19 protein-coding genes are annotated in these 22,290 nt (G+C 47.8%); 7 read left to right on the top strand and 12 right to left on the bottom strand.

Going from position 1 to position 22,290, the window contains the following annotated elements; genetic code table 11:
• Positions 1 to 257 precede the first annotated feature (257 nt).
• Both BGX12_RS10420 and BGX12_RS10415 read right to left on the bottom strand, forming a co-directional pair.
• Complete coding sequence (locus BGX12_RS10420) at positions 258 to 1,505, bottom strand: hypothetical protein (RefSeq protein WP_109736000.1); 1,248 nt, start codon at positions 1,503 to 1,505, stop codon at positions 258 to 260.
• Between the two features lie 90 nt (positions 1,506 to 1,595).
• On the bottom strand, positions 1,596 to 2,087 hold the full coding sequence (locus BGX12_RS10415) for a peptide chain release factor-like protein (RefSeq protein WP_109735999.1): 492 nt from the start codon (positions 2,085 to 2,087) through the stop codon (positions 1,596 to 1,598).
• On the opposite strand from BGX12_RS10415, the gene BGX12_RS10410 reads away from it, so the two are divergent.
• The 6 genes from BGX12_RS10410 (at position 2,082) to BGX12_RS10385 (ending at position 10,963) form a co-directional block, all read left to right on the top strand.
• Positions 2,082 to 2,819, top strand: coding sequence for a hypothetical protein (locus tag BGX12_RS10410; protein WP_109735998.1), 738 nt, complete (start codon positions 2,082 to 2,084; stop codon positions 2,817 to 2,819). The two genes, BGX12_RS10415 and BGX12_RS10410, sit on opposite strands and share 6 nt — an antisense overlap.
• A gap of 50 nt (positions 2,820 to 2,869) precedes the next feature.
• Positions 2,870 to 3,772, top strand: a complete 903-nt coding sequence (locus BGX12_RS10405; RefSeq protein WP_109735997.1) for a hypothetical protein — start codon at positions 2,870 to 2,872, stop codon at positions 3,770 to 3,772.
• A gap of 18 nt (positions 3,773 to 3,790) precedes the next feature.
• Positions 3,791 to 7,888, top strand: a complete 4,098-nt coding sequence (locus BGX12_RS10400; RefSeq protein ID WP_146196315.1) for a C25 family cysteine peptidase — start codon at positions 3,791 to 3,793, stop codon at positions 7,886 to 7,888.
• A gap of 4 nt (positions 7,889 to 7,892) precedes the next feature.
• Positions 7,893 to 8,795 carry a hypothetical protein gene (locus BGX12_RS10395; protein WP_109735995.1) on the top strand — a complete coding sequence of 301 codons (903 nt, stop codon included), beginning with the start codon at positions 7,893 to 7,895 and terminating at the stop codon, positions 8,793 to 8,795.
• 401 nt (positions 8,796 to 9,196) lie between these two features.
• Positions 9,197 to 9,538, top strand: a complete 342-nt coding sequence (locus BGX12_RS10390) for a P-II family nitrogen regulator (RefSeq protein WP_073156489.1) — start codon at positions 9,197 to 9,199, stop codon at positions 9,536 to 9,538.
• A gap of 195 nt (positions 9,539 to 9,733) precedes the next feature.
• On the top strand, positions 9,734 to 10,963 hold the full coding sequence (locus BGX12_RS10385) for an ammonium transporter (RefSeq protein WP_109736027.1): 1,230 nt from the start codon (positions 9,734 to 9,736) through the stop codon (positions 10,961 to 10,963).
• Between the two features lie 104 nt (positions 10,964 to 11,067).
• Here the strand turns inward: BGX12_RS10385 and BGX12_RS10380 are convergent, their stop codons facing one another.
• From BGX12_RS10380 to BGX12_RS10355, 5 genes are all read right to left on the bottom strand, one after another.
• Complete coding sequence (locus tag BGX12_RS10380; RefSeq protein WP_158278224.1) at positions 11,068 to 11,343, bottom strand: hypothetical protein; 276 nt, start codon at positions 11,341 to 11,343, stop codon at positions 11,068 to 11,070.
• Between the two features lie 122 nt (positions 11,344 to 11,465).
• A complete protein-coding gene (locus BGX12_RS10375; protein WP_146196314.1) occupies positions 11,466 to 11,957 on the bottom strand; it encodes a hypothetical protein in 492 nt (163 codons plus the stop codon).
• A gap of 56 nt (positions 11,958 to 12,013) precedes the next feature.
• The gene (locus BGX12_RS15340; protein WP_146196313.1) at positions 12,014 to 12,751 is read right to left on the bottom strand and encodes a hypothetical protein; all 738 of its coding nucleotides are present in this window, start codon (positions 12,749 to 12,751) and stop codon (positions 12,014 to 12,016) included.
• 45 nt (positions 12,752 to 12,796) lie between these two features.
• Entirely contained in the window at positions 12,797 to 13,612 is an 816-nt protein-coding gene (locus BGX12_RS10360) for a TIGR02147 family protein (protein ID WP_109735990.1), read from the bottom strand.
• Positions 13,613 to 13,620: 8 nt separating this feature from the next.
• The gene (locus BGX12_RS10355; protein ID WP_109735989.1) at positions 13,621 to 14,694 is read right to left on the bottom strand and encodes a hypothetical protein; all 1,074 of its coding nucleotides are present in this window, start codon (positions 14,692 to 14,694) and stop codon (positions 13,621 to 13,623) included.
• Between the two features lie 292 nt (positions 14,695 to 14,986).
• Between BGX12_RS10355 and BGX12_RS10350 the strand changes: the two genes are divergently transcribed.
• The gene (locus BGX12_RS10350) at positions 14,987 to 18,172 is read left to right on the top strand and encodes a transporter substrate-binding domain-containing protein (protein WP_158278223.1); all 3,186 of its coding nucleotides are present in this window, start codon (positions 14,987 to 14,989) and stop codon (positions 18,170 to 18,172) included.
• A gap of 1 nt (position 18,173) precedes the next feature.
• On the opposite strand, the gene BGX12_RS10345 is transcribed toward BGX12_RS10350, so the two are convergent.
• From BGX12_RS10345 to BGX12_RS10320, 5 genes are all read right to left on the bottom strand, one after another.
• On the bottom strand, positions 18,174 to 19,343 hold the full coding sequence (locus tag BGX12_RS10345; RefSeq protein WP_233246359.1) for a glycoside hydrolase family 26 protein: 1,170 nt from the start codon (positions 19,341 to 19,343) through the stop codon (positions 18,174 to 18,176).
• A gap of 163 nt (positions 19,344 to 19,506) precedes the next feature.
• On the bottom strand, positions 19,507 to 20,460 hold the full coding sequence (locus BGX12_RS10335) for a glycoside hydrolase family 26 protein (RefSeq protein WP_109735985.1): 954 nt from the start codon (positions 20,458 to 20,460) through the stop codon (positions 19,507 to 19,509).
• Positions 20,461 to 20,635: 175 nt separating this feature from the next.
• Positions 20,636 to 21,205 carry a 6-carboxytetrahydropterin synthase gene (locus tag BGX12_RS10330; protein ID WP_109735984.1) on the bottom strand — a complete coding sequence of 190 codons (570 nt, stop codon included), beginning with the start codon at positions 21,203 to 21,205 and terminating at the stop codon, positions 20,636 to 20,638.
• Positions 21,206 to 21,358: 153 nt separating this feature from the next.
• The gene (locus tag BGX12_RS10325) at positions 21,359 to 21,556 is read right to left on the bottom strand and encodes a DUF3791 domain-containing protein (RefSeq protein WP_109735983.1); all 198 of its coding nucleotides are present in this window, start codon (positions 21,554 to 21,556) and stop codon (positions 21,359 to 21,361) included.
• Positions 21,557 to 21,558: 2 nt separating this feature from the next.
• Positions 21,559 to 22,047 (bottom strand): DUF3990 domain-containing protein, encoded by a 489-nt coding sequence (locus BGX12_RS10320; RefSeq protein WP_109735982.1) that lies wholly within the window; start codon positions 22,045 to 22,047, stop codon positions 21,559 to 21,561.
• Positions 22,048 to 22,290 lie beyond the last annotated feature (243 nt).

Below are 22,290 nucleotides of genomic sequence, written 5' to 3'. Positions count from 1 at the left end.
ATGAAAGCCCGCACAATCCCGTTCGTCGGGAGAAAAACCTGCGTTAGGATTGTGCTAATTCAGGATAGGAGCGCGTACTTTCGGGTTCGCCTCTGGAATGAATGAGACCGTAAAGATTGCAAAAGGCCTGCTTTCGTAGCGGGCCTTCGCTCATGAAAGCCCGCACAATCCCGTTCGTCGGGAGAAAAACCTGCGTTAGGATTGTGCTAATTCAAGATAGGAGCGCGTACTCTCGGGTTCGCCTCTGGAATGAATGTTTAGTTGCAGAAGGAGAGTTTGCCTGGGGTGGGAGCGCCGAGGCACCAGGCGGTTGTTTCCTTGCGGTTATTCCATTGGTCAATGTCCAGTTGACCAGAACTTCCGTACTTGCTGGAACCTAGGGCCGGAACCACGTTTGCGTGGAGACTGTCGGGCTCTGTAGCATAGTAGATTTCATCCATCACTTCGTTTCCGCATTTGAGAGCGACCGCTCCCTTGGAGTTCCCAAGGTCGAGCCAACCCTCGGTGTTTACGTTTCCCGCGGGAGTTTTCTCGGAGTTGGCGGAGCCTAGCACCAGGATTCCTGCGGGAGGAATTTCGCTCACGGTCAAGGGTAAGCTTTTGCTGGTGCTGCCGCTGGTAACGTTCAAGGTGCAGTCGTCCAGAATCAAAGTGTCCAGACTACCGTTGAATATTTCCACGAACTCATACTGACTACTATCCTTGGAATCGGGGGCGGAAAAGTATTCGGTAATCAGAAGTTCCTCTGCCCGAGGGAGACGGTAGCCTGCAGGAAGCGGTAACGTGAGGTTCACGTTCTTTTCTGCTGCCGCCTGGATGGCAATGGAAATCTGTGCCCTGAGGGAATTGAGGGACAAATCCGGATTAGGACTGTCTTCGCTTAACAGGAACTTGTCTGACAGGGCGTAGATCTCATTTCCGTCGGCATCCTGAAGGGAAATGGTCACGTCGTAAGTTGCTCCCAGCTTAAGCATCTCGCTCTTGAAATAGCCCTTGCTGGCGGTAATTGTCATGGGAATCTCATAATGGTTTTCCTTTGAGGAGAGCGTCATGACGCCGGTTCTGATACCGGCTGCATTGCCTAGACCTAAGGGAATTTCCACATAGACAAATCCCACAATGGGATGCATCTGGATGTTCAGGTTTACATTGGTGCCTGCATCCAGCTTTGTTTCCAGTTCACCTACCTGCATGAGGGCTCCATTGGCGTATACTTTTGCCTGGAAGTTCCAGTGATCGCTGGGGAACAGGTCCAGGCTAAAGTTGCCGTCATTGGCGGCGTGGACCAGATGGAGCGTGTCTGCGCCATAGCAGTCCAGTACAAGACTGTCCAGTAGGGGCGGGGCGTTGTATTCCAGTTTCAGTGCCACATTGGTGGATGTGCCATTCAATGCTGCAGAACTATTGTCATTTGCGCTGTCTGTAGAGCAGTTCCATAACGTGGCTGCACACAGGATGATTGCCGCGGTACCGAAGATGCCGCGGTTCTTGATTGTAGGACTCATAAAACCTCCGTTTGTTGGTGTCCTACATACTAAAACGAGGGAAATGTCCCAATGTTTCAGTTTTTCCCGAAAAAAGCTGTAAAATGTTTTTTACAGCTTCAAAGGCTTTTGTCCATTCTGCTGGCGGTTGCCCTGAAGTTTCGTGGCGCAGGCTTTATCCTGCCTTAAGATTTTGACAAGGGCGCTGGGGGTAAGCTTAAATGCCGCAGCCGCCATTTTCGTGTCTCCGCCCTTACTTGCCATAATGTCAAATACGTGGGCGACAAATAAGGGAAACAGAGCGTTGGAGGTCTGGATATGTCCATTGCTTCCGGGAAAGGGAATTTCCGGGTTGGCGGGCTCGCATCTTACCTGGAGGGCCAGGGCCATCTGCATTCGGTGCAGTGCATGGACCTTGTTTTCGTGGGCGCTTCTTCCTTCGCAGGATTTGATTTCTAAATTAAACTCACGAAGTGTCAGAAGAACTCCCGTATTGGTCTTGTTCCGGTGCTGTCCGCCGGGACCACTGCCCTGGTAGCCCTTGAGGGTGCAGGCACGGAGAAGTTCGTCTAAACTCATTCTTAAGTAGGTATCACGATGCATGTACTGAAAAATAAAATACTTACGGTTCTCATGGGCGTCGCCCTTTCCATTTTTGCAGGCTGTGCTGGTTCCAATACCGATGGCGCAAAGCCTAATGCCCTGGACGCTGCACTTGGTCAGTCCGCCGACCAGAAGGATGCCAAGGTCCAGGCCCGTGAACAGGATAAGCAGTCCTTGCTGGAAAATATGTTCCAGAGTTTTGTAAGTGCGGTTTCCAATGGCTCTACTTCCGAACAATTGCTGGAAATGCTTACGGATTCTTCTGAATACTGGCTGGACACTCTGGAAGCACATGCAAAAAGCTACACTCCGGAAGACTTGGATACCTGTCAGTTCTATGAAGCTTATTCCATTCTGCTGTATCGTCTGTATGAACGTGAACATCTGTGGGAAGTTTCCGAATACAAGATGCTTTGGCTGTTCCTTTCCAAGGGTGGTATGTTCGAACGCTTTACTAGCCTGAATCTTGGACCTGTAAAGATTAAGAATGACCGCGGTAGCGTCGGCCTTGCAAAGAGTCCGGAAGTTCCCATTATGCTTTTTACTTGGGATGATAGCGCCTGGAAATTGGACCTGGTAGAAACGGTTCCCCTGATTACCAAGGGCATCGAAGCCACCGCCTCCAAGAAGAACTGGAGCAACAAGAAACTGGCTCTCTACTGGCTGGACCAGGAATACCATTTGCAGTATAGCCGTCTGGACGATTCCCTCTGCGAACCTATCGGTTTCTAGTGCCGCGGTCTGTTAAGGCACGTATTTTACTTGTTCCTTAGGAAGGTTTTGTGAGAAAGATTTCTTTTTTGATTATTCTGCTGGCTGCCGCCGTCATGTCCGTCGCCGCTCCCGTCAAGGCTAGCAAGAGTGGCTGGCTTACCGCTGGTTCCGCTTCCGTCCTTGGGGCTGTGGAATCCAGGAGTCTATTTGATGGGGACCGCCTTTTTGCGGTGCTGGACTCTGTGGGTGGTTCCGGTACCTGGATGGAGTGGGACGTCAATGGCGTTAAGGATCCTTCTGTAATGGATGTCCTGAATCCTCTCCTGAAGTCCAGCAACAAGCCTAAGATGGTCTGGATCCTTACGGAACGTGATGGGGAAAACAGGAAGCCCTTGATGGCGGTGCTCCTTCCCAAGGGCGCTGGTGAGACCATCGTGTTTTACGAATTGAAGGATCTGGATGCAAAGCCTGTAGATCTTGCCATCAATGGGGTCCTGGATCCGCTGGTGGTTTTACGTGATTACAGACAAGTGAACGATAACGAATTCGTCCATCGAGACCAGCCTAACCTGAAGGCTTACGTTACCAGGAATACCATCCGTCTGTCCTACGAAAAGAAGGGGGAGAACCCGCTGATCCTCGATCCTGAATTTTCCAAGAAGAATATGGTTGAAAAACGTGTGATTTTGCGTGATTTTGACGACTATTTCAAGTATGAGTATTCCTTGATGCTTCGTGCTTTCGTCCAGTCCACTCGCAGTATTTTCAATTGGCAGGCTTGGCATTGGTATATGCCTTCCTGGAATGGAAAATTCATGATGAAACAGGACGAATTGGAAGCGATTCTTTCCCGTGGCATTACACCTGAGTTTTTCGTTTTGTTCAGGGCTACCACTCCAAAGGGGGAATCCGTAGAATTAAGGACAAATGGGTCCGGATTATCCATTCTAGAAATCAAAACGAAGAAGTAAAATTGCTATTTTGGGAATGTGAAGTTCCCTGTCTTAAAAACATGTCTTGCGATGCTTGCGGCAGTTCCTGCCCTGGCGTCAATTATTGTGGAAGATTCCAGATCTAGGTTTGTGCTGGATGACGAAGTTGTCAATAGCCAGGTAAGCAAATGTGCTGATCCGGAAAGGTCTTTTGTGGATGATGACAACGGCGTGCCCTATCGTCTGTATCGTGTGGCATTGCCTTCCAAGAATAGTCCTGTGGTCTCCCTAAGTGGGGAAAGACTTTTGCCCTTGGGAAATGCGCTTCAGGATGAATCCGCTTGCGATAAGATGGATTTTGCCCGCGCGCCCCTTCGTTACACATCTCTCAAGGTTTCTGAGCCGTACTTCAAGGATGGACTCTGGGTTACAGACATTCGTGTCCCGCTGTATGTAAAAAGTGGGAATGGCTCCTCCCTCCGTAAGAGCTACAGGCTGAACGTCAAGTTTGAAAATGCTACCCTCGGTGTGAATCCGGGGAAACGCGCCCTCTCGTCCGTAGTAAACGCTAAGGCTGCCGAAAAGTTCGGCGTGTCCATGAGTGCATCTCGCAAGGCTCGTCGTAAGGCTAGCGCTGATCAAACCTCCAATGTGACGTTCCTTGCCCAGTTGCAAGTTACAGGGGATAAGAACCGTCCTGGCTCTCTCAGTGAAGACGGTCTTTATGCCGTAGATTTCAAGACCATTCGCACGTCCCTCCTGTCTCTTGGACGTCAGAATGATTTAGATGGCATTGCGGTGGATCAGCTTTGCCTGTTCGGGGCGTCTCCGGATACACTGTCCTCTATGGGACCAGGAGCGGACGCCCGCAACCCTAACCATATTTTTGAAATTCCCATTGAAGTCCGAGATCATTCTCCGAATGGAAGTTCTGTTGCCGATGGAACTTTCAACGAAGGTGACTCCATCGTCTTTATTGGCTATGGCAACGGCTTCTGGAAGCGTGCGGACCGTGAAGATTCTTCCTACGTCAATGGGACTATGGATTATTTCCATTCCTATTCCCCCTATTCCTACATCCAGAGTTTCCTCTTTGGCGTCAAGGAAAACGGTAGTGGCCTGCGTTTAAGCGAAAAGCTTCCTGTGGTTAATGCCGCTGGTAAGGATGTGGACTGGATGCGCTACGTCCGCGCTGAAAAGGACGCCATTCTGCGTGATACCTACTTCGGTAAAGACCTGGACTGGGAATCCTCTACGGGTAAGGAATGGTTCTGGGCCTGGGGCGAAGTATCCGATACGGTTGAAGTTGCTCCCTCCACTTTGCATGCCAGGGAAACTTCTACCTTGCCGGGCTTCATTGAAGGTGGCAAGAGCTATGTAGCGATTTCCTACTTCCCGAATCGTTCCGTATGGGATAATACTAAGTACGGCGGCCAGCAGAATGTATCCGGCTTGAGTGGGAAACCGTACAAGGAACGAATGGATGAAATTTGGTTCACCATGGATGTGAATGGTTCCAAAGCCACATCCAGTCCCATGGGCTCGGAAGAAAAGGTGACTCTTATGCCGGGGGGCAATTTCCGTATGGATAATGCCGTCTTGAAGGCTGATGGAAACCAGTATGCCTTGACCATGCTTCCTTCCGGTCGTTTTGAACGATTCGATGGTTACAGCGTTGCCTATCAGTGGAAGCCCGTGGTTGATTCTGCTGAATGGCTTTTGCCGGGGGCCGTATCCGGCGTAATTAATGTTCCTGTTCCTGCAGGGACTCAGGTCATGAAGTTTGTGGACTTGCAGCCGGTGGGCCTTCTGGACGGTTCAAATGGAATTGCAAAGGATAGTGTAAAATCTTATGAGGATGTTCGTTATCTGGCTGTAAAGAACAACATGTTCCGCACGGGCTTGAAGGTTGCCGGCATTCCCGCCAGGAGGGACGGGGTGATTTCTGACCTTAGCCGTCCTAATTCCAAAATTGAATACTTGATTATCGTTCCCTCGGAATTTGTGGCTGGGGCAGATTCTCTGGCTGAATTCCGTTCCAGCGGAAAGGCTTCTTCCACTATTCCTACGGCTATTGTGACTGTGGAAGATATCTACCGCAAGTATACCGCAGGTCGAATGTCTCCGGTGGCTATTCGTAACTACATTGCCTATGCCCGAGAGGTTTGTCCCAACCTGAATTATGTGCTTCTGGCAGGCTCTGGTCATTACGACTATCGTGGTATGAATAGCAAGCTTGGCCCTATCTATATTCCGCCCTTCGAAATAGAAGACAAGGCGGTGGATGACTTCTATGCCGTTCTTGATTCGGGTGAACAGATTATGTATGGTACTTATGATCTGGATATGTCGATCGCCCGACTGCCTGTATCTAGCAATACGGAACTGGTAAATTATTACCGCAAGGCAAAGGACTATGAAATGTCCGGCTCCATGGATTTCTCCAACTGGCGTTCCTCCCTGCTTGTTTCTGCAGATGATGGTAAGAATAGCGGATCCGTGGACTATTCGAGGCACACCATGTCTACGGAAAGCCTGATTGCGACGATTGATAGCGCATCCTTGAAGCATGGCATTCGCTGGAACTTCAAGAAAGTTTACCTGATTGACTACGAAGAAGACGCTGCAGCCCAGAAGAAGGATGCTGCAGAGGACTTTATGAATGTGCTGAATCAGGGCGCATTGTTTACGTCTTATTTTGGTCATGGCTCCATGACGGACTGGGCTAGTGAAGGCTTGATGAAGGTTGGGTATGTGACCCGCCTGAATAACAAGGGGCGTAATACGATTCTTGGCTCGTTCTCCTGCACGGTGGGCCGTTTTGATTTTGGCGCCAAGAAGTCATTATCCGAAGAATTTGTCCTGGCAAAGGATGTGGGTGCTATTGCTTCCGTTGGTGCGACTCGTGAAACCTGGGCTTCCTCCAACAAGAAATTTGCTGAAGCCTACATGCTGGGTGGTCTAGTGAATGGCAGATCGAGATTGGGGGATGCGTTCCGTTATGGAAAGAAGGCTGGCGCTGGCAAAGCAGTCTATAATTCTGACCGCTATAATGAAGAACGTTACACCTTGTTTGGTGAACCTGTAATCCCGCTTCCTAACTTTACAGGCTTAGTGCATCTTGACCGTGAATTGGATACTTTACGGGCTCTGGACAAGGTCGTGCTTTCTGGTACAGTTGACAACATCCAGGACGGCTACGTAGACTTGATGATTACAGAAGGTCGATTCAGCCGTCGCATATCCTTGCAGGTAGATGAGGACTCCATTACCATCTTTAATGAGGGTAACCTGGTGTTCTCTGAAGAAGTCCCTGTGAAAAACGGCCGCTTCGAAACCCAGTTCATTACGCCCAAGAAACTTTCCTTCGGGGATTCCACCTCTGAAATCCGTATGTGGGCGTTTGATAACAAGAAACCTGAGGTGTCCAAGTACCTGCATAGGGATATACGCATTGAAGGTGTATCCAGCTATGCGGATTCCTTGCAGGACACTGTTCCTCCTGTCATTACCATACAGCCTTGCAATATGGGGGAGAAAACGGGCTTTACCAATGGCGAAACCGTTAAACTTCAGGCACCTGCCTGCTTGCAGGTCGTGGTGGAAGATTCAACCGCTCTCGACTTTAGGGAACAGGCTGATGAAGGTATTACTTTTGAAATCGCTGGCGTAAAGGATCCGTTCCATCCCTGGCCTTATCTGGAACAGACATCCAAACGTGCAAAGATGCGCATGAACTTTAGTGAAAATCTTTATCCTGCAGGAAATTACATCTTTAAGGTTCGTGCATTGGATGTGTTGGGTAATCGCAGCGTAAAGATGGTATATCTGGACATTACGGATGGCTTGACTGCAGGTCTTCAGAATGTCTATAACGTGCCCAATCCCATGGGCAAGAAGGGAACTGTCTTCTACTTTAAGGATCTTGCTGTAGATAAGAATGCTAAGGTGGAAATTTTCATCTACAATCAGAATGGTAAGTTGGTAAAGGTCATAAAGAATGCTGAATCCGGTGTAACCCACTGGGATGGCCGTGATAACCATGGCAGACTTCTGGCTAATGGCCTGTATCACTACGTTGTCCGCTCACAGGTGTCTACCCCTAACGGCAAGAAGACTTTCACTAAAAAGCAGAAACTATTGATTTCGAGGTAATGATATGGATTTGAGAGAAAAACCGGGCAAGGTCCAGAAAATTCTGGAAATTTTGATGCGAATTCGTCTTTTGTCCCTGGTGGGACTGGTCGTTGCAACGATTGCCGTTCTTGCTTCCAGCTGGCAGAACATTGTTTCCCTTCCGGTAGGCGCTTCTGGTGCTCTTGTTGAATGGCTGCCTGATTTTAGTGTGGCAAATGCCTGGAATTCCGCCCAGTATCTGGTGGTTGCGACTATTGCGACTGTGGTCTTGAGCTTTGTCTTTGGAAAAGTTCGTGCAGGCGTAAGTGCGGTGGCTTCCATTGCCCTCTTTGTGGGAAGTCTTGTGCTGATGGATGGCAACGAGACTATGCCCCTGATTTTCTTTGGAGTACTGGCTCTTGTATCTATTGTCTGCATTCTCTTCGTAAAGATGGGTGTTGCCTGCGGCTTGTTCCCCTTTGTGCTGGGCTGGTTGTTCTTGAGTGCCTTGGTCGCTGTTCTTCAGCCGTCCCTGGAACCTTCTTATCTGGTATGGGCGGCTCTCTCCGCTCTTGGTTTTGCTGGCACAATGGGGTTGTCCGCTTTGGCGGGGAAGTATCTTGGCGAAGGGATGCCCAAGGGAGGTGCCATGGTGAAAGCTGCTAAGCAGATGGTGGTTCCTATGCTGGTGTCCTCCTTGCTGGTGGTAACAGCTATTGCTTTCGATATGCCGAACGTTCAGGTGGTTGAAGGGGCTGCTCAGCCTGCCAAGAATGCGAACATCTGGGGTGCGGTTCTTTTCTTCTTTGTGTTTAATCTGTGGTTCTTCGTGATCCAGTTCCCCGTTATGACCTTTGCTCCCTGGGAACGCCTTCGCTCCGGTAGCCGCCGTGTTGAAATGAAGGACAAGAAAAAGAAGACTGCAAAGAAATCTTCCAAGAAATAATTTCATTGAAAATGCGAAAAAAAAGCCCTTGTGAAGGGGCTTTTTTTGTTTATAGAAAATCGAATTGGCTTATTACAAAAAATGAAAATTACGAATTTCTGTTATTGACCCTTAAGGCGCTGGTTGAACCCGTATTCCAACTTGTAATAAGAAAAAATCTGGTAAAATTACACAATTTGTAAAACACTTTGTTTGGGTGCTTCATAAAGTGTAATTGTAAAAAACGATCCCCTAGGACGATTTGTGCTTTCCCAAAATTGTTGAAAATTGCTTTATTTCCTTGATTTATAAGGAAATACGAGCTTTTACATCTTGTGTCTTAATCATAAAATGAAAGTTGGCACGGTCTTTGCATATTGAGGGCGTAAACAAAAAGAAAACCTCAACACAAGGACGAAAACATGAAGCTCGTTACAGCTTACATTCAACCCGAAAGGCTTAATAGCGTAAAGCAGTCGCTTTACGAAGCCGAAATCTTCAAGATGTCTGTCACCAACGTTCTGGGTTGCGGCCAGCAGAAGGGTCACACTCAGGTTTATCGTGGTGTCGAAACTGAAGTGAACCTGCTCAAGAAGATTTGCATCCGCATTGCCGTGAACGATGAGTTCGTTCAGCCTTGCATCGATGCAATTATCGCCGGCGCCCGCTCTGGAAACATCGGTGACGGCAAGATTTTCGTTACGAACCTTGAACAATGTATCCGTATCCGTACCGGTGAAACTGGCCCGGAAGCTATTGGCTAATAAGGAGGTATAAAAATGGCTGATACTCTTTCTACTATCGTCGATACCGCCGCTGCCGTGGCTGATACCGTTTCTTCCGCAGCTGCAGCCGTTGTTGAAACTGTTGCCGAAGCTGCTGCTCCTGTTGCTGCCGCCGTCGAAGCTGCCGCTGCTCCTGCTGCAGAAGCCGCTCCCACTGTGGGCGAAGCAATCTTCATGACCGAAAATATCTGGATCATGATTTCTGCAATGCTGGTGTTCATCATGGGCCTTGGCTTTGCTTGCGTTGAATCCGGTCTTTGCCGCGCAAAGAGCGCATCCAACATCTGCTTTAAGAACGTGGCTGTACCTGCAATCGGTATTTCCGTGTACGCACTCCTGGGCTTCGGCCTGATGTACCCGGGTGAATTTAACGGTTGGCTTGGCTTTGCAGGCTTCGGCATTGGCGATTGGCTTAACCCCGCAAACTTCACTGCCGCCTACAACGGTCACTTCTCCCTGTTCACCGACTGGCTGTTCCAGGCTATGTTTGCCGCTACCGCTGCAACCATCGTTTCCGGTGCCGTTGCTGAACGTATCAAGCTTTCCTCCTTCCTGGTGTTCACCTTCTTCTACGTAGCATTCGTCTACCCGGTAGTTGGTTCCTGGGTTTGGGGTGGTGGTTGGCTCTCCAACTTCGCTGCATTCGGTGCAGAAGGCTTCCACGACCTGGCTGGTTCTGAACTGGTTCACTCCGTGGGTGGCTGGGGCGCTCTCGCTGGCGTAATCATTCTCGGACCCCGTATCGGCAAGTATGTGAACGGCAAGGCTCATGCAATTCCCGCTCACAACGTTCCGCTGGCAACTATCGGTGTGTTTATCCTGTGGTTCGGCTGGTGGGGATTCAACGGTGGTTCCGCTCTCTCTGGCAACCCCTTCGATACCTCTCTGATTCTTGTGACTACTAACTTGGCTGCTGTGGCTGGCATCATTACCGCAACTGCAACTTCCTGGATTATCGCAAAGAAGCCCGATGCCACCATGGCTCTCAACGGATGCTTGGCTGGTCTGGTTGCAATCACCGCTCCTGCTGATACTGTTTCCCCGCTCAGTGCCTGGATCATTGGTGCAATCGGTGGTGTGATCGTAGTCCTGGCTGTGTACTTCTTCGAAAAGCTCCGCTTGGACGACCCGGTTGGTGCTCTCTCCGTTCACCTGGTCAACGGTATCTGGGGTACCCTTGCAGTTGGTATCTTCGATTACACCGGCCGCTTCAACTTCTCCACCCAGCTTCTCGGTGTCGTTGCCTACGCAATCCCCTGCTTCCTCTCTGCTTGCCTGATCTTCATCGTGATCAAGAAGACTATGGGCCTCCGCGTTAGCGAAAAGGAAGAACTCCGCGGTCTCGACCTCTCCGAACATGGTCAGGAATCTTACGGTGGCTTCCAGATCTTCAGCAACATGTAGGATCGCGGCATAAGCCGAAATGATTTAAAAGCCATAATAAACGTAAAAAGAACCTCGCGCCGAAAGGTGCGGGGTTCTTTGTTTAGGAGAGATGAATAAAAATATTACGGGCTTATAGGATTTTCAATGGGGTAGGTGACATCGTTGAAAACGACGAACTTTGCTCCACGTAAATAATCTAAACCAACAGGGAAATAGTGGTCGCTGATGCACATGCATTTTGATGCGATGGCTGGAGAGCAGGTTTCATCAAATTGCTTACGAATGGGTGCTATTGTGATGCAGGCATTTTCATCACAGCCGTCGTTTCCTAATGAATTGAAATGGGCTTCGTGTTCCTTGCAATCCATGTCGTATTGGATGTATAGTATATCTCCCACTAATTTTCTAACGAGGCCTACGTCAATTTCGCAATAATCGCTGATGTCTGGAATCATGATTTCGTAGCCGTTTTCTTCGTCAATTATCTTTGCCTTGGACGATTCTACCGCACCATCCTTTGCTAGTGCTGAATGAACTGAGAAGCCGTCGACCTTGCATTCTCCCGTTTTGATGCGATTGGAGTGGGTGAGTCCCTCGATGGGTTCATCCTTGCATAAACTGGTGATGGAATTGGAGGAACCTCCACAATGCAGAAGGATACGCCATCGCTGTCAACAGAGTATGTTCCCTGCTCGGCCTCGCAATCGGTTTCGCATGCGAAGTAATTACTGTGCCCAATCCATGCGTGAGTTAGGGTGTTGGCTCCGATTCGCAGCCGCTCTTCGGCACAAGAATGAGCTTCTTGTGGTCCTGTGGTGGGACAATCGATTGTCACCATATTGGTGACGTAGTTCTCCTTGATCCATCGTTGCAAGGATTCTTTATGGAATGCATCGGAACTTGATAAAACTTCTTGCGCTGCGGAAGATTCCGGTACGATGTTGCTTTCGGGCATGTTGCCGTTTTCTGGAGCAGTGCTGCTTTCGTTATCGCCACAGGCGAAGAACGCCATTCCGACCGCCCCGGTCATAATGGTCTTGAGTGTGGATCTCGTGATTGGTCCTCCTTTTATGTTCTACAATGGCTGATGACCTTATTGCTGAAGGTCATCCAGTCTGGATCTTTGTAGATATCCATTGCGGATATCCTGCAGGTCGAAGTATTTTCTTCTTTGGACGAGTACGTTCCGTTCTGGGATTCGCAAAGCGTCTTGAAAAGTTCGTGGTCCTCTGCAGAATTTGATACGAATTCCTTGATTGCAACATCGCTATTTAACAGGACGAGGTAGGAATGGGTATCGAAGTTGTTTTCGTCGCAGGCGACGAATGCTCTATTTTCTTTTGTTGAATATGTAAGAGATCCGTTTTCAACGCTGACTTGAATCATTGATTGAATGGGGGTGCCTCCCGAATCGGATGAACTAGGCGGTAAATCGGGAAGGTCAACTCCGGTAGTGAGAATGACGTTATTCGCTGCTGCGTTGAGAATATGCTCCAGGTTTTCGGAGTTACCTATAGATCCTGTTGAACCTGAACTCGGATTGGAGCCTGGCTCACTCTTTTCTGGATCGACAGGATTAACAGGAATCGTTATTTGGATGCTGCTGGAAGATTCAACAATTGTACTTGAACTGCTGTTAGAAGACGGAACATCAGTGACATTGACGCTGGTGGAAGATGCTGGTGTGGGCGCGTCCGTGGAGGAATCCGCGGCAATGGTATTTCCTTGTTCATCAGTGCCTGCAACATTGGTGGAACAAGCGCTAAAAACGGATATGAGACATAGCCCGAATGAAACTGCTTTCACTAGCTTTGTTGCTGTTGATTGCTTTCGTGCGTTCATGCTTATCTCCTAAACCGTTTCTGTCAAAGGGAACAGTTGTAAATTTAATCGATAAACACGGTCAATGTCTTGACATTTGTTCGCAATTGCAATGATTTTCTTGCGACATGCTTCAATTTCCTGGGCAATTTCTGCATAAGTCTCTGCATTTACGCCCATGGTAACGCCAGAAATATTTCTCTCACTAGTGTCTACTTTATCTAAAGATTCTCTGGCCAGATCAATCATCTGCCTATTCATGGAACGGATGGCGAGAGGAATGGCCTCCTTGGATCCTGTGATGGCTTTGTCCGTCTGTTCGTATGTGTTTGTAGTCGTTTCGCGTAGAAGTCCCGCTTTTACCAGGAATACTAGCGATTCTCGTACGTGCTGGGCGGAAAATGTGTGCATGATTTTTTTCGCCATGTCGTTGGGAAGGGCGCCTGGCATCAAAGGAGCCAATTCACGGACAATGGAATTGACTGCGGAATCATAGTAGGCGAAGGTGTCTGCGTAAAGAACACGGACTTGCTGCTCCGCTGCGATGCGGGTCATCTTGTTCAAGAAAAGAGTTTTCTTCTTGTCGTCCTTGGCATTCCCGAACTCGACCAGAGCTTCGAAGAATGTGCTTTCTGCGCCAGAAAGTCCCATGGCGGAAGCTACTTTCGGAATACCGACACGGCTCAAGGAACTCTTGCCATCACAGACCAGCTTCAAATACGAAGGGGATGCAAAACCTGCGGCTTTGGAAAAGTCGCGCCAGGTAAAGGCTGACTTTTTCTTTCGATCCTCGTAGTACTCCATCATAAAGGAGCGGTAGTCTTGGTATTCAAAAACAGGCTTCATTATTGGACTCAATCAAAGTTTACAAGATTTTCAAAGCAATCGGCGTAGGTGTCGTTGGCTTCGTTTCTGGCAGGATCGTTATCCTTGGGATTGTAGTTGTATTTGTAGCTACAGGAAACTTCGCCAGACTTGATGGTGAAAGATGTTTTTTCGTTCACAATGGACTTTCCGATTTTAAACTTGTCCCCTAGAGGGAAGGCGTTTGCGAAATCTACGGTTACAGTAAAAGTCTTCCCGTACATAGAGAATGTTTCGCTAGTATTCGTCTTTTCAAGAACCTCTACGTCATACTTGGAAATATTGTTCTCTACATCCTTTTTGTTGTCGTAGAGCAAATAGTCTGCGTAGGAAGGAAAGTATCCGTCGTAATAGAGGATTTCATCCTTATTCTTTGCACTATAGATGTTTTTGTACAGGATTGCCATGAAGGTGGAATTCATCAGGTCATCTGATTTTTCCATGTCGAATGATTCCTGTTCCGTGGTGGCTAGGTGATAGACATTTTCGCACATCTCGGTAAAGGTGTAGGTGGCGGTTCTCATGTTGTTCACATGAGTGATGGTTCCACTAGCTCCAAAGGAATTTTCCTGGATATAGGGAATCATTTCCCAGGAACCACCCTCCAGCTTGCCTTCAATACCACCTACAAGCATAATACCGTCGGCAGTTCCGTAGCAGTTGGGGCCGCAGTCCATTGCCGGACGCATGTCTCGCCAGCGAATGATCAAGGTGTCTCCCTTGAAGGAATAGTCGGCGGTACGGTCATTATACGTAAAGGTTTTTCCTTCAGGGTCGACAATCGTATTGGCGTAGGCATCATTTTCGCATAAATACTTTTCATCAAGGGGCGGTTCGACTTCGTTCGGCTCCTCAAAGGAGTCCTTTGTGGCCAAGGACGTTGTATCCGCGGGCTGTTCCTCTACCAGGATGCCCTGTGGCTGTTCCGGTGTGGGGATTTCTTCAATCATGGGCTGATTTTCGATAACGTCGTTTGCAGATGTGCTGTCGGAACATCCTGCGAAAAGGAACGCAGAACAGGCGATTGCGGATGCGCTAATGATGAATTTAGAATGCAGCTTCATGATGTTCTCCAATAATTTAATTTCTTTTCTCATAAGATAAATTGACGAATGATACAAAAGTTATGGATTTTTACAAAAAATCGTGTAAAACGGCTAGTTTTTAAAGAATAATTGCGTATATGAAACAGACGCTCTTGCAAATGATACAATCTGTGGCTAGTGTAATTTTAGCCCAATTTGGACGTATGTTTGAAAACTTGTACGAAATTGTTTTTTTCTGAAAAAAATTAATTTTGATTGGGGAATATATAGAGAGTTTGGTATCATGCGAAAATTTGTTTTTTTGTGCTTTTTGGCAATTTTTGCAGGAATCGCCTTTTGTGCTGAAGGTGGTCCTAAGACGGTCCGTGTTGGATATTTCCAAAGTGAAAATTTCCAGGAAGGAACTCAGGAAACGTCCCTTAATGGCTATGCGTATGAATACTACCAGCGGGTGGCTCAGTATACCGGCTGGCGTTATGAATATGTGTTCGGTTCTGTAGATGAAATCTACCAGAAATTCTTGAGAGGTGAGGTGGACCTGATGGCGGGTCTAGCATTCTCTAAGGATCGTGAACCGTTGATGTACTTCTCTAAAGTGCCTATGGGTCGAGAAGTTTTTCAATTCATGAAGAAAAAGACGGATCAGTCCCTTTTCCCGAATCCTATGTCCATGCAGGGAAAAAAGATCGGAACTTTGCGTGGTGCTATGGAGGAGACTTTACGTAGGTTCCTTGCGGAAAATAAAATTGAAGCCGAAGTGAAGGTCTATAAGGATGTTGCCGCTCGTGATTCTGCCTTGGCTTGTGATTCTGTGAATGCAGCTGTTGTGGAAAATCTTGGCTTGAAAATTGGGCCGAATTTTGAAATTTTCTTCAAGATGAGTAATTCCTTCTACTTCCTGTGCGTTACCAAGAAACGTCCGGATTTGCTGGGGGAATTAAACCGTGCCTTGGGGCAGTTGATGGAAGACGACCCCATTGTTACAGCAAAGCTTTTCAACAAGTATATTCGTCCTAGCGCCATCAGTAAGTCTTTGACTGGTCCGGAAAGAGCATGGCTTGCTAGCCACGATACTTTGAAAATTGGTTACCTGAAGAAGCTGCTACCCTATAGTGATGTGCTCTCTGACCAGAAACGTCGAGAACATTACGTCCCCAGTGATGTTGTTATTTTGGGTGACATTCCTACGGGGATGGTGGCGGATGTGTTCTATGAAATGAATCGGTACATTTCTTCCAAGAACATTATTCTTCACTACACGGCCTTTGATGATTACGAGAACTTGGTTTCCTCTATTGCCCAGAAACAGGTTGACGTTGGCTTCCCTGTAGGCGGCAGTTTGTATTGGGCAGAAAAAAACGGAATCCGAGAATCCGCTCCTGTAGTTCGTTCTGATGTAAGTCTTGTTTTTAAGGGCCGCTTTAACGACGCTACTGTTAAGACTTTCGCGATCAATAGAAACAGCAGGATGATGGAATTTTTGGTCCGGGATCATTTCCCCGACGCAGAAATCAAGTTTTATGCTACTGTTGAAGATTGCCTAAATGCAATTCTTGATGGTGAAGCCAGTGCCGTTGTAATTGGAAATCAGCGCGCATCCTACATCCTTAAAAATCGAAAGTTCTCCAGCTTGTCCGTAAAGCTTCTGAATATCCCCAATGACAAGTACTTTGGTGTTGCGGTCGGTGATGAACCATTGCTGAAACTTCTGAACCGCGGTATTGCCTTGATGGGGGATGATTTTGCTCTGAATCTGTCCTACAAGTATGTGGCATCCCTTTATAAACCATCCCTGCTGGATGATTTGACTGACTATCTGGAAATGGTTATTTCAATATCGGCCTCCTTCGTGAGTGTCATCTTCTTGCTGTTGATTTTCTGGCTTAGGCGCACCAAGAAACAGGCCGCGAGGGAACTTGCCCAGAATGAAAGACTTGAAATGCAGCTGGATGTGATTCGGACCATCAGCGATTTGTATCATAGCGTGTTCCTTGTGGATGTGGTCGACAATTCCTTTGAAACTATCCATACTTTGGATTTTGTCGATAAGGTTATAAGCCCTCTAAAAAAGGATGCGCAGAAGGCTCTGTTCCTTATGGCTGACCAGATGGTCCTTGAAAAGTACAAACCTATCTTGCATCGATTCAATACCATCTCTGAATGGAAGAATACCCTTGGTTCTCGCGATTCCTATAGTGCGGAATATGAGGGCAATGTTCTTGGGTGGTGTAGGGTGACGATTCTTGTGGCCCGACGCGATAAGAAGGGGAATCCTTCTCATGTGATTTATATTTCTCAGGAAATTAATGAACAAAAAATGGCCGAGCGTAAACTTCACGACGCCCTGGTTCAGGCGGAACAGGCTAATAATGCCAAGACGTTCTTCCTGAATAATATGAGCCATGATATTCGAACACCCATGAATGCCATCATTGGCTTTACAGCCCTTGCTTCAAGCCATATTGATGACAAGAATCGCCTGCAGGATTATTTATCCAAGATTAATACTTCCAGTGAGCACTTGCTTTCCCTGATTAACGACGTGCTGGATATGCGACGTATTGAAAGTGGTCGTGTCAAATTGGAAGAACAGGAAATTCATCTTCCGGATTTACTGCAGGATGTAAAGACTATCGTGCAGGCAAACGTTCGTCACAAGAATCAGGACCTGGCCTTCCATGTTTCTGTGAACAACGAAAATATTGTGACGGATAAACTCCGCTTGAATCAAATCCTTTTGAACCTGCTGAGCAATGCAATCAAGTTTACGAAGGAAGGTGGTTCTATCAGCCTGAATGTTTGTGAACAGCCTTGCGACTTAGCTGGTCATGCTCGTTATGAATTCCGCGTGAAGGATAATGGTATCGGTATTAGTCCGAAGTTCCAGGAACGAATTTTTGAAGCTTTTGCTCGAGAAGAAACTTCTACAGTTTCTGGAATTCAGGGCACCGGCCTAGGCATGGCTATTACAAAGAATATCGTAACCATGATGGGGGGCGATATTCAGGTGATCTCGGAAGCTGGGTGTGGTACGGAATTCATTGTTACGTTGCAGTTCAAGGTCGGCGAGGGTGAAGTTGGAAATGCCTCCTCTAAGCCTATTGACTTTGACTTCAAGGGAACGCGCATCCTTCTTGTGGAAGACAACTTGCTCAACCAGGAAATTGCTTCTACAATTTTGACGGAAGCAGGATTCGTTGTGGATGTGGCTGTTGACGGCCAGGATGCTGTCCAGAAAATTCAGGATGTTCCTGCGGATACATACAAGCTGGTGCTGATGGATATCCAGATGCCTGTGATGGATGGTTATGAAGCCGCTAGGATGATTCGTAAGATGAATGATCCTGCAAAGGCAAATGTACTCATTGTGGCGATGACCGCGAATGCCTTTGAAGAAGATCGTCAAAAGGCTATTGCTTCTGGTATGAACGAACATCTGGCAAAGCCCATTGACATCAATAAGCTGATGGAGACATTAGCTGATTTGCTGAGTTAGTTTACCTTGCTGCGGGGAAGGCTGCTATGCCGGCCTTCCAGGCGTTCAGGGATTCGTTGGAAGTATCGATGCCCCAATCCGCTTCGTGACTCTTGCTCTGGCTAAAGATCACGAGCCCCTTGATTTTCGGGAATTCTGTGGGCAACACCTCGAACATGTTCTTGAACCATTCCGCCTTGCTACCGCCGTGTTCGCTGCAGGAAAATTCTGCGATGAACATGGGCTTGTTAAAACCTTCGATAGCTTTATAGGCGGGCTTAAAAACCTGGGAGAAGGATTGCCAGCTAGACCAGCTTTGCGCGGTTCCCCAATTGTAGCCGTCGATGGAAGTGTAGTCCACGTAATCGTTGCCGGGATAAGAACCCTTCAATGTGGATTTGGATCCGCTATTGCTAGCGTTGGTAGTCCAAACCCATTTGACGTTAGTGACGTTAAGGGCTCGGAAACGGTTCACGATATGACGGTATGCTGCAGCCACTTTGTCTTCGGCGTTGTTCTCGGGATCCTTGCCGGTGCCCCAAGTGTACCAATCTCCGTTGGATTCGTGAAGGGGACGAAGCCAAATTTCGGAACCGAAATCCTTGACGCCATTGGCAAAATCATCGATGTAGTCATTGGCTAGACCGTTTAAAATGTCCTGCGCGGTATAGGGGTCGGGCATCCATGAAATCATCATGATGGACCCACGATTCTTTGCCATGTCTGCATAACGCCTTGTCCAGTTCCAGTCGTTGTATTGCCATAGCACGAAATGGTGAATAATATCCAGGTGACGCCCCTGTAATCTTTCGAAAGCGTCAACGTTGGCCGCTGTTGGTTGAGGGGTTTCTTCGGAACCGCCTACCCAGGCGCCAATGAACATGGACTTAAATGTTTCGGAACTTGAAGATGTTGTCTGAACTTCTGCAGAAGAAGATTCTGGAAGATTAGAAATTTCAGAAGATGAACTTAAGGGAATATAAATTAGAGAAGAAGAGCTGACGGGAGTGAAAGCCTGTGATGAAGAGGAACTTTGGGGAATCAGAGGGATGTTCGCTGCAGAACTGGCAGGAATATCTAAGGCAGAACTGATGGGGTTATCGTTAGGTGCGGTAGACTTGTCTGAACCACAACCGAAGAAGAAGCTGCAGGCACAGGCTGCAACCAATGATTTTAAAAAGAAGTTTTTCACTTTGTTTCCTCCAACGTCCCATAATAAAAGTTTTTACAGAAAAACTTACTTTTTTAATGGCTGCAACGATAAAAACTGTTGCAACTGTTATTTTGTTCGAGAATTTGGAAAAAATAAGTGAAATTGATTTTGTAAAAAAAATAAACGGAAATTCGAAAAATTCTTACTTTGAGGCGGCGATGCCGTTCTTCCAGGCATTTAGAGCATCTTCGGAAGTGTCAACGCCCCAGTCGGCTTCGTAGCTCTTGCTTTGGCTAAAGATGACGAGACCCTTGATTTTCGGAAATTCTGTGGGCAGAACTTCGAACAAGTTCTTGAACCATTCGCCCTTGCTGCCGCCGTGTTCCGTGCAGGAAAATTCTGCCAGGAACATGGGCTTGTCGTATGCGGAAAGTGCATCGTAGGCGGGCTTGAAAACTTCGGAGAAGGATTGCCAATGGGACCAGTTTTGGGCGGTTCCCCAGTTGTAGCCGTCGATGGAAGTGTAGTCCACATAGTCGTCGCCAGGGTAGGAGCCGGTGAGTGTGGCGCCTGCGCTGCTGCCTGCGTTGGTTGTCCAGATCCATTTCGCGTTAGTGGCGCCTTGTGCGCGGAACCGTTCCACGATGTGGCGGAATGCGGCGGCCACCTTTTCTTCGGCGTTGTTTGCGGGATCCTTGCCGGTTCCCCAGGTGTACCAGTCTCCATTGGATTCGTGGAGGGGACGCAACCAGATTTCTGCGCCGAATTCCTTGACGCCCTTGGCGAAGTCATCCAGGTAGGCGTCGGTTTTGCCGTCTAGAATATCCTGGGCGGTGTAGGGCTGAGGCATCCAGGTGATCATCATGATGGAGCCGCGGCTCTTTGCCATTTCGACGTAGGGCTTGGTCCATGCCCAGTCATTGTACTGCCAGAGAACAAAGTGGTTGATCACGTCCAGGTGACGGTTCTGCAGTTTCTCGAATGCCTCTACGTTGGCGACAGTGGGCTGGGGAACTTCTTCCGGGCCGCCCACCCATGCACCAATGAACAAATTGCCGAAGTTTTCGGAAGAAGGGACAGGCTTGGTGGAACTGCAACCAGCAGCGATGAGGCATACGGCCGCTGTAATTAAAGTTTTAAGAATGCGATGTCTCATATAGAAATCCTTTAATATACAAAATAAGGAAATTAGAAAATAATGGAAATTATAAATTGAAAGTGAATAATAAAATTGTCTTAACAGTTTAAGAAAAAATCGTCATAAAAAAGGCCGCCCCAAAATCGATGGGCGACCTCTAAGATTGTTTTGCACCGAGTGGGCGAATCGCGAATTACGCTTTTTCCTTATATCCGCACTTGGGGCAAACGCCGTTTTCGTCCAGGGCGATTCCGCAGAGAGGGCAACGCTTGACAGTGCTGGAGACAGGGAATTCCTGGGAGGCGGCGTTCACTCCGCTGGTGAATGTAATCTTTGCGATGTTCAGCTTCATTTTCAGAAGGTCGTAGACAATCTTGATCATGCCTTCCACCGTCATGGTCTCCTTCGTCACCACCAGGCGACAATCCGGGTAAGCCGTGGCCAGTGCCGTCTTGAACGCAGGCCCCTTCATCTTGTTTTGCGGATGGCCATTCCTGATGCCCTGCTTTTCGTACACGTCCAGAATCGCGGGGAGCAGCGGGTCGTCTTCACGCAGAATGAGTGCGTGGTCGAAATTCCGCAGAATGTCCCAGGCCGTCTTCTGGATTTCGTTGCAGGGGAACACCATGTTCACCCCCGCATTGATGGAATCCTCCACTTCGATGGTCAAGATCCCCGTGTGACCGTGAAGATACTGCGCCTCTCCCTTGAAACCGTAGAAACGGTGGGCGTACTGCAGGCTGAACGTTGTGTAGCTTCTCATGATTTCTCCTTGTCCGCATGGCGAACGTTGATGGTTATACCTGCAGTATATCAAACGGAGAGTGGGGAGGACAAGGGGAATTTTTGCGGTTTGGGTGTGGAGATCGCTGTGGGAGCCTTTGCTGTCGCGGCACTAGCCGACGTTCTCTTTTTCTTAGCGAAGTTCGTTGAGCAAGTCTTCGAGAATGTAGCCGTCGCTCATAAGCTGCAAACCAGTTTCAGGCTGCAGAAGTAACTTGTGGGTGTTGGATGCGAAAAAGATTGATAAAGCTGTTGCGCTATCAATATTCTTGGCTTCGGCCAGTTTCTTTACAAGTCTTGCTTCCTTACGCCAAAGAACTCCATTTTGCATGGCTAGACCTCCTCCCAGCGAACGAAACTCAATGATTTATCCAAAACTTCTTGGGAACGGAAGCAAATTTGATGATTGACCTTTTTGTATTGTAACTGCCCAAGAGCTTGTTCTGTGGTTATAATCCCGTTCTCGTAGTTCTCAACAGTATCGATAACGTTGTCGTTGGCGACACCGCCTTCAATAACGTCGTATAGACTTTGCAAATTTCCACCGTTGCGACAATCGACTACATAATCAAGCCATTCCATGTCATAAACCTGGAATTTCTTGTAACGCGAACCAAGTGAAGCTAGGAAGTCTTCGTCAAAATTGAATTCAGTGACAAACGCCTTTTTGACGCCCTTTTTGAAGGCTATGATCTTGGCCCACTTTACGGCTTGCTCGCGTAAACTTGTAAGATAAAATCCTTGGCCGAAATCAACCTTGTTACGCCCGTAATTGGCAATTGGCTTTTCTACAGCTATGTCGGAACCGTGAAAAAGAATCATATGTTTTGAGCCTCCCGATTTTGCAAGGATTCGATGATGAAATCGGAGACCCAGTCAAGGCTCTGTGTATGCAGTTCCTCGTAAAATGCAAACAAGCCGCTTTTTACGATGTCGTATTTTTGCAATCGTGAGAATAAATCAGAAGAACGAGGCATCATCAACATGTGTGGAAGCATTTAGGCAGCCTTGCTAGATGATTCTCTCGATTCCGATTCCCATTCGTAGGCTATCTTTACATCTACA

It is taken from the genome of Fibrobacter sp. UWR4, assembly GCF_003149045.1.
Lineage (GTDB): Bacteria > Fibrobacterota > Fibrobacteria > Fibrobacterales > Fibrobacteraceae > Fibrobacter.
This window is presented reverse-complemented; position numbering and strand designations above follow the sequence as displayed.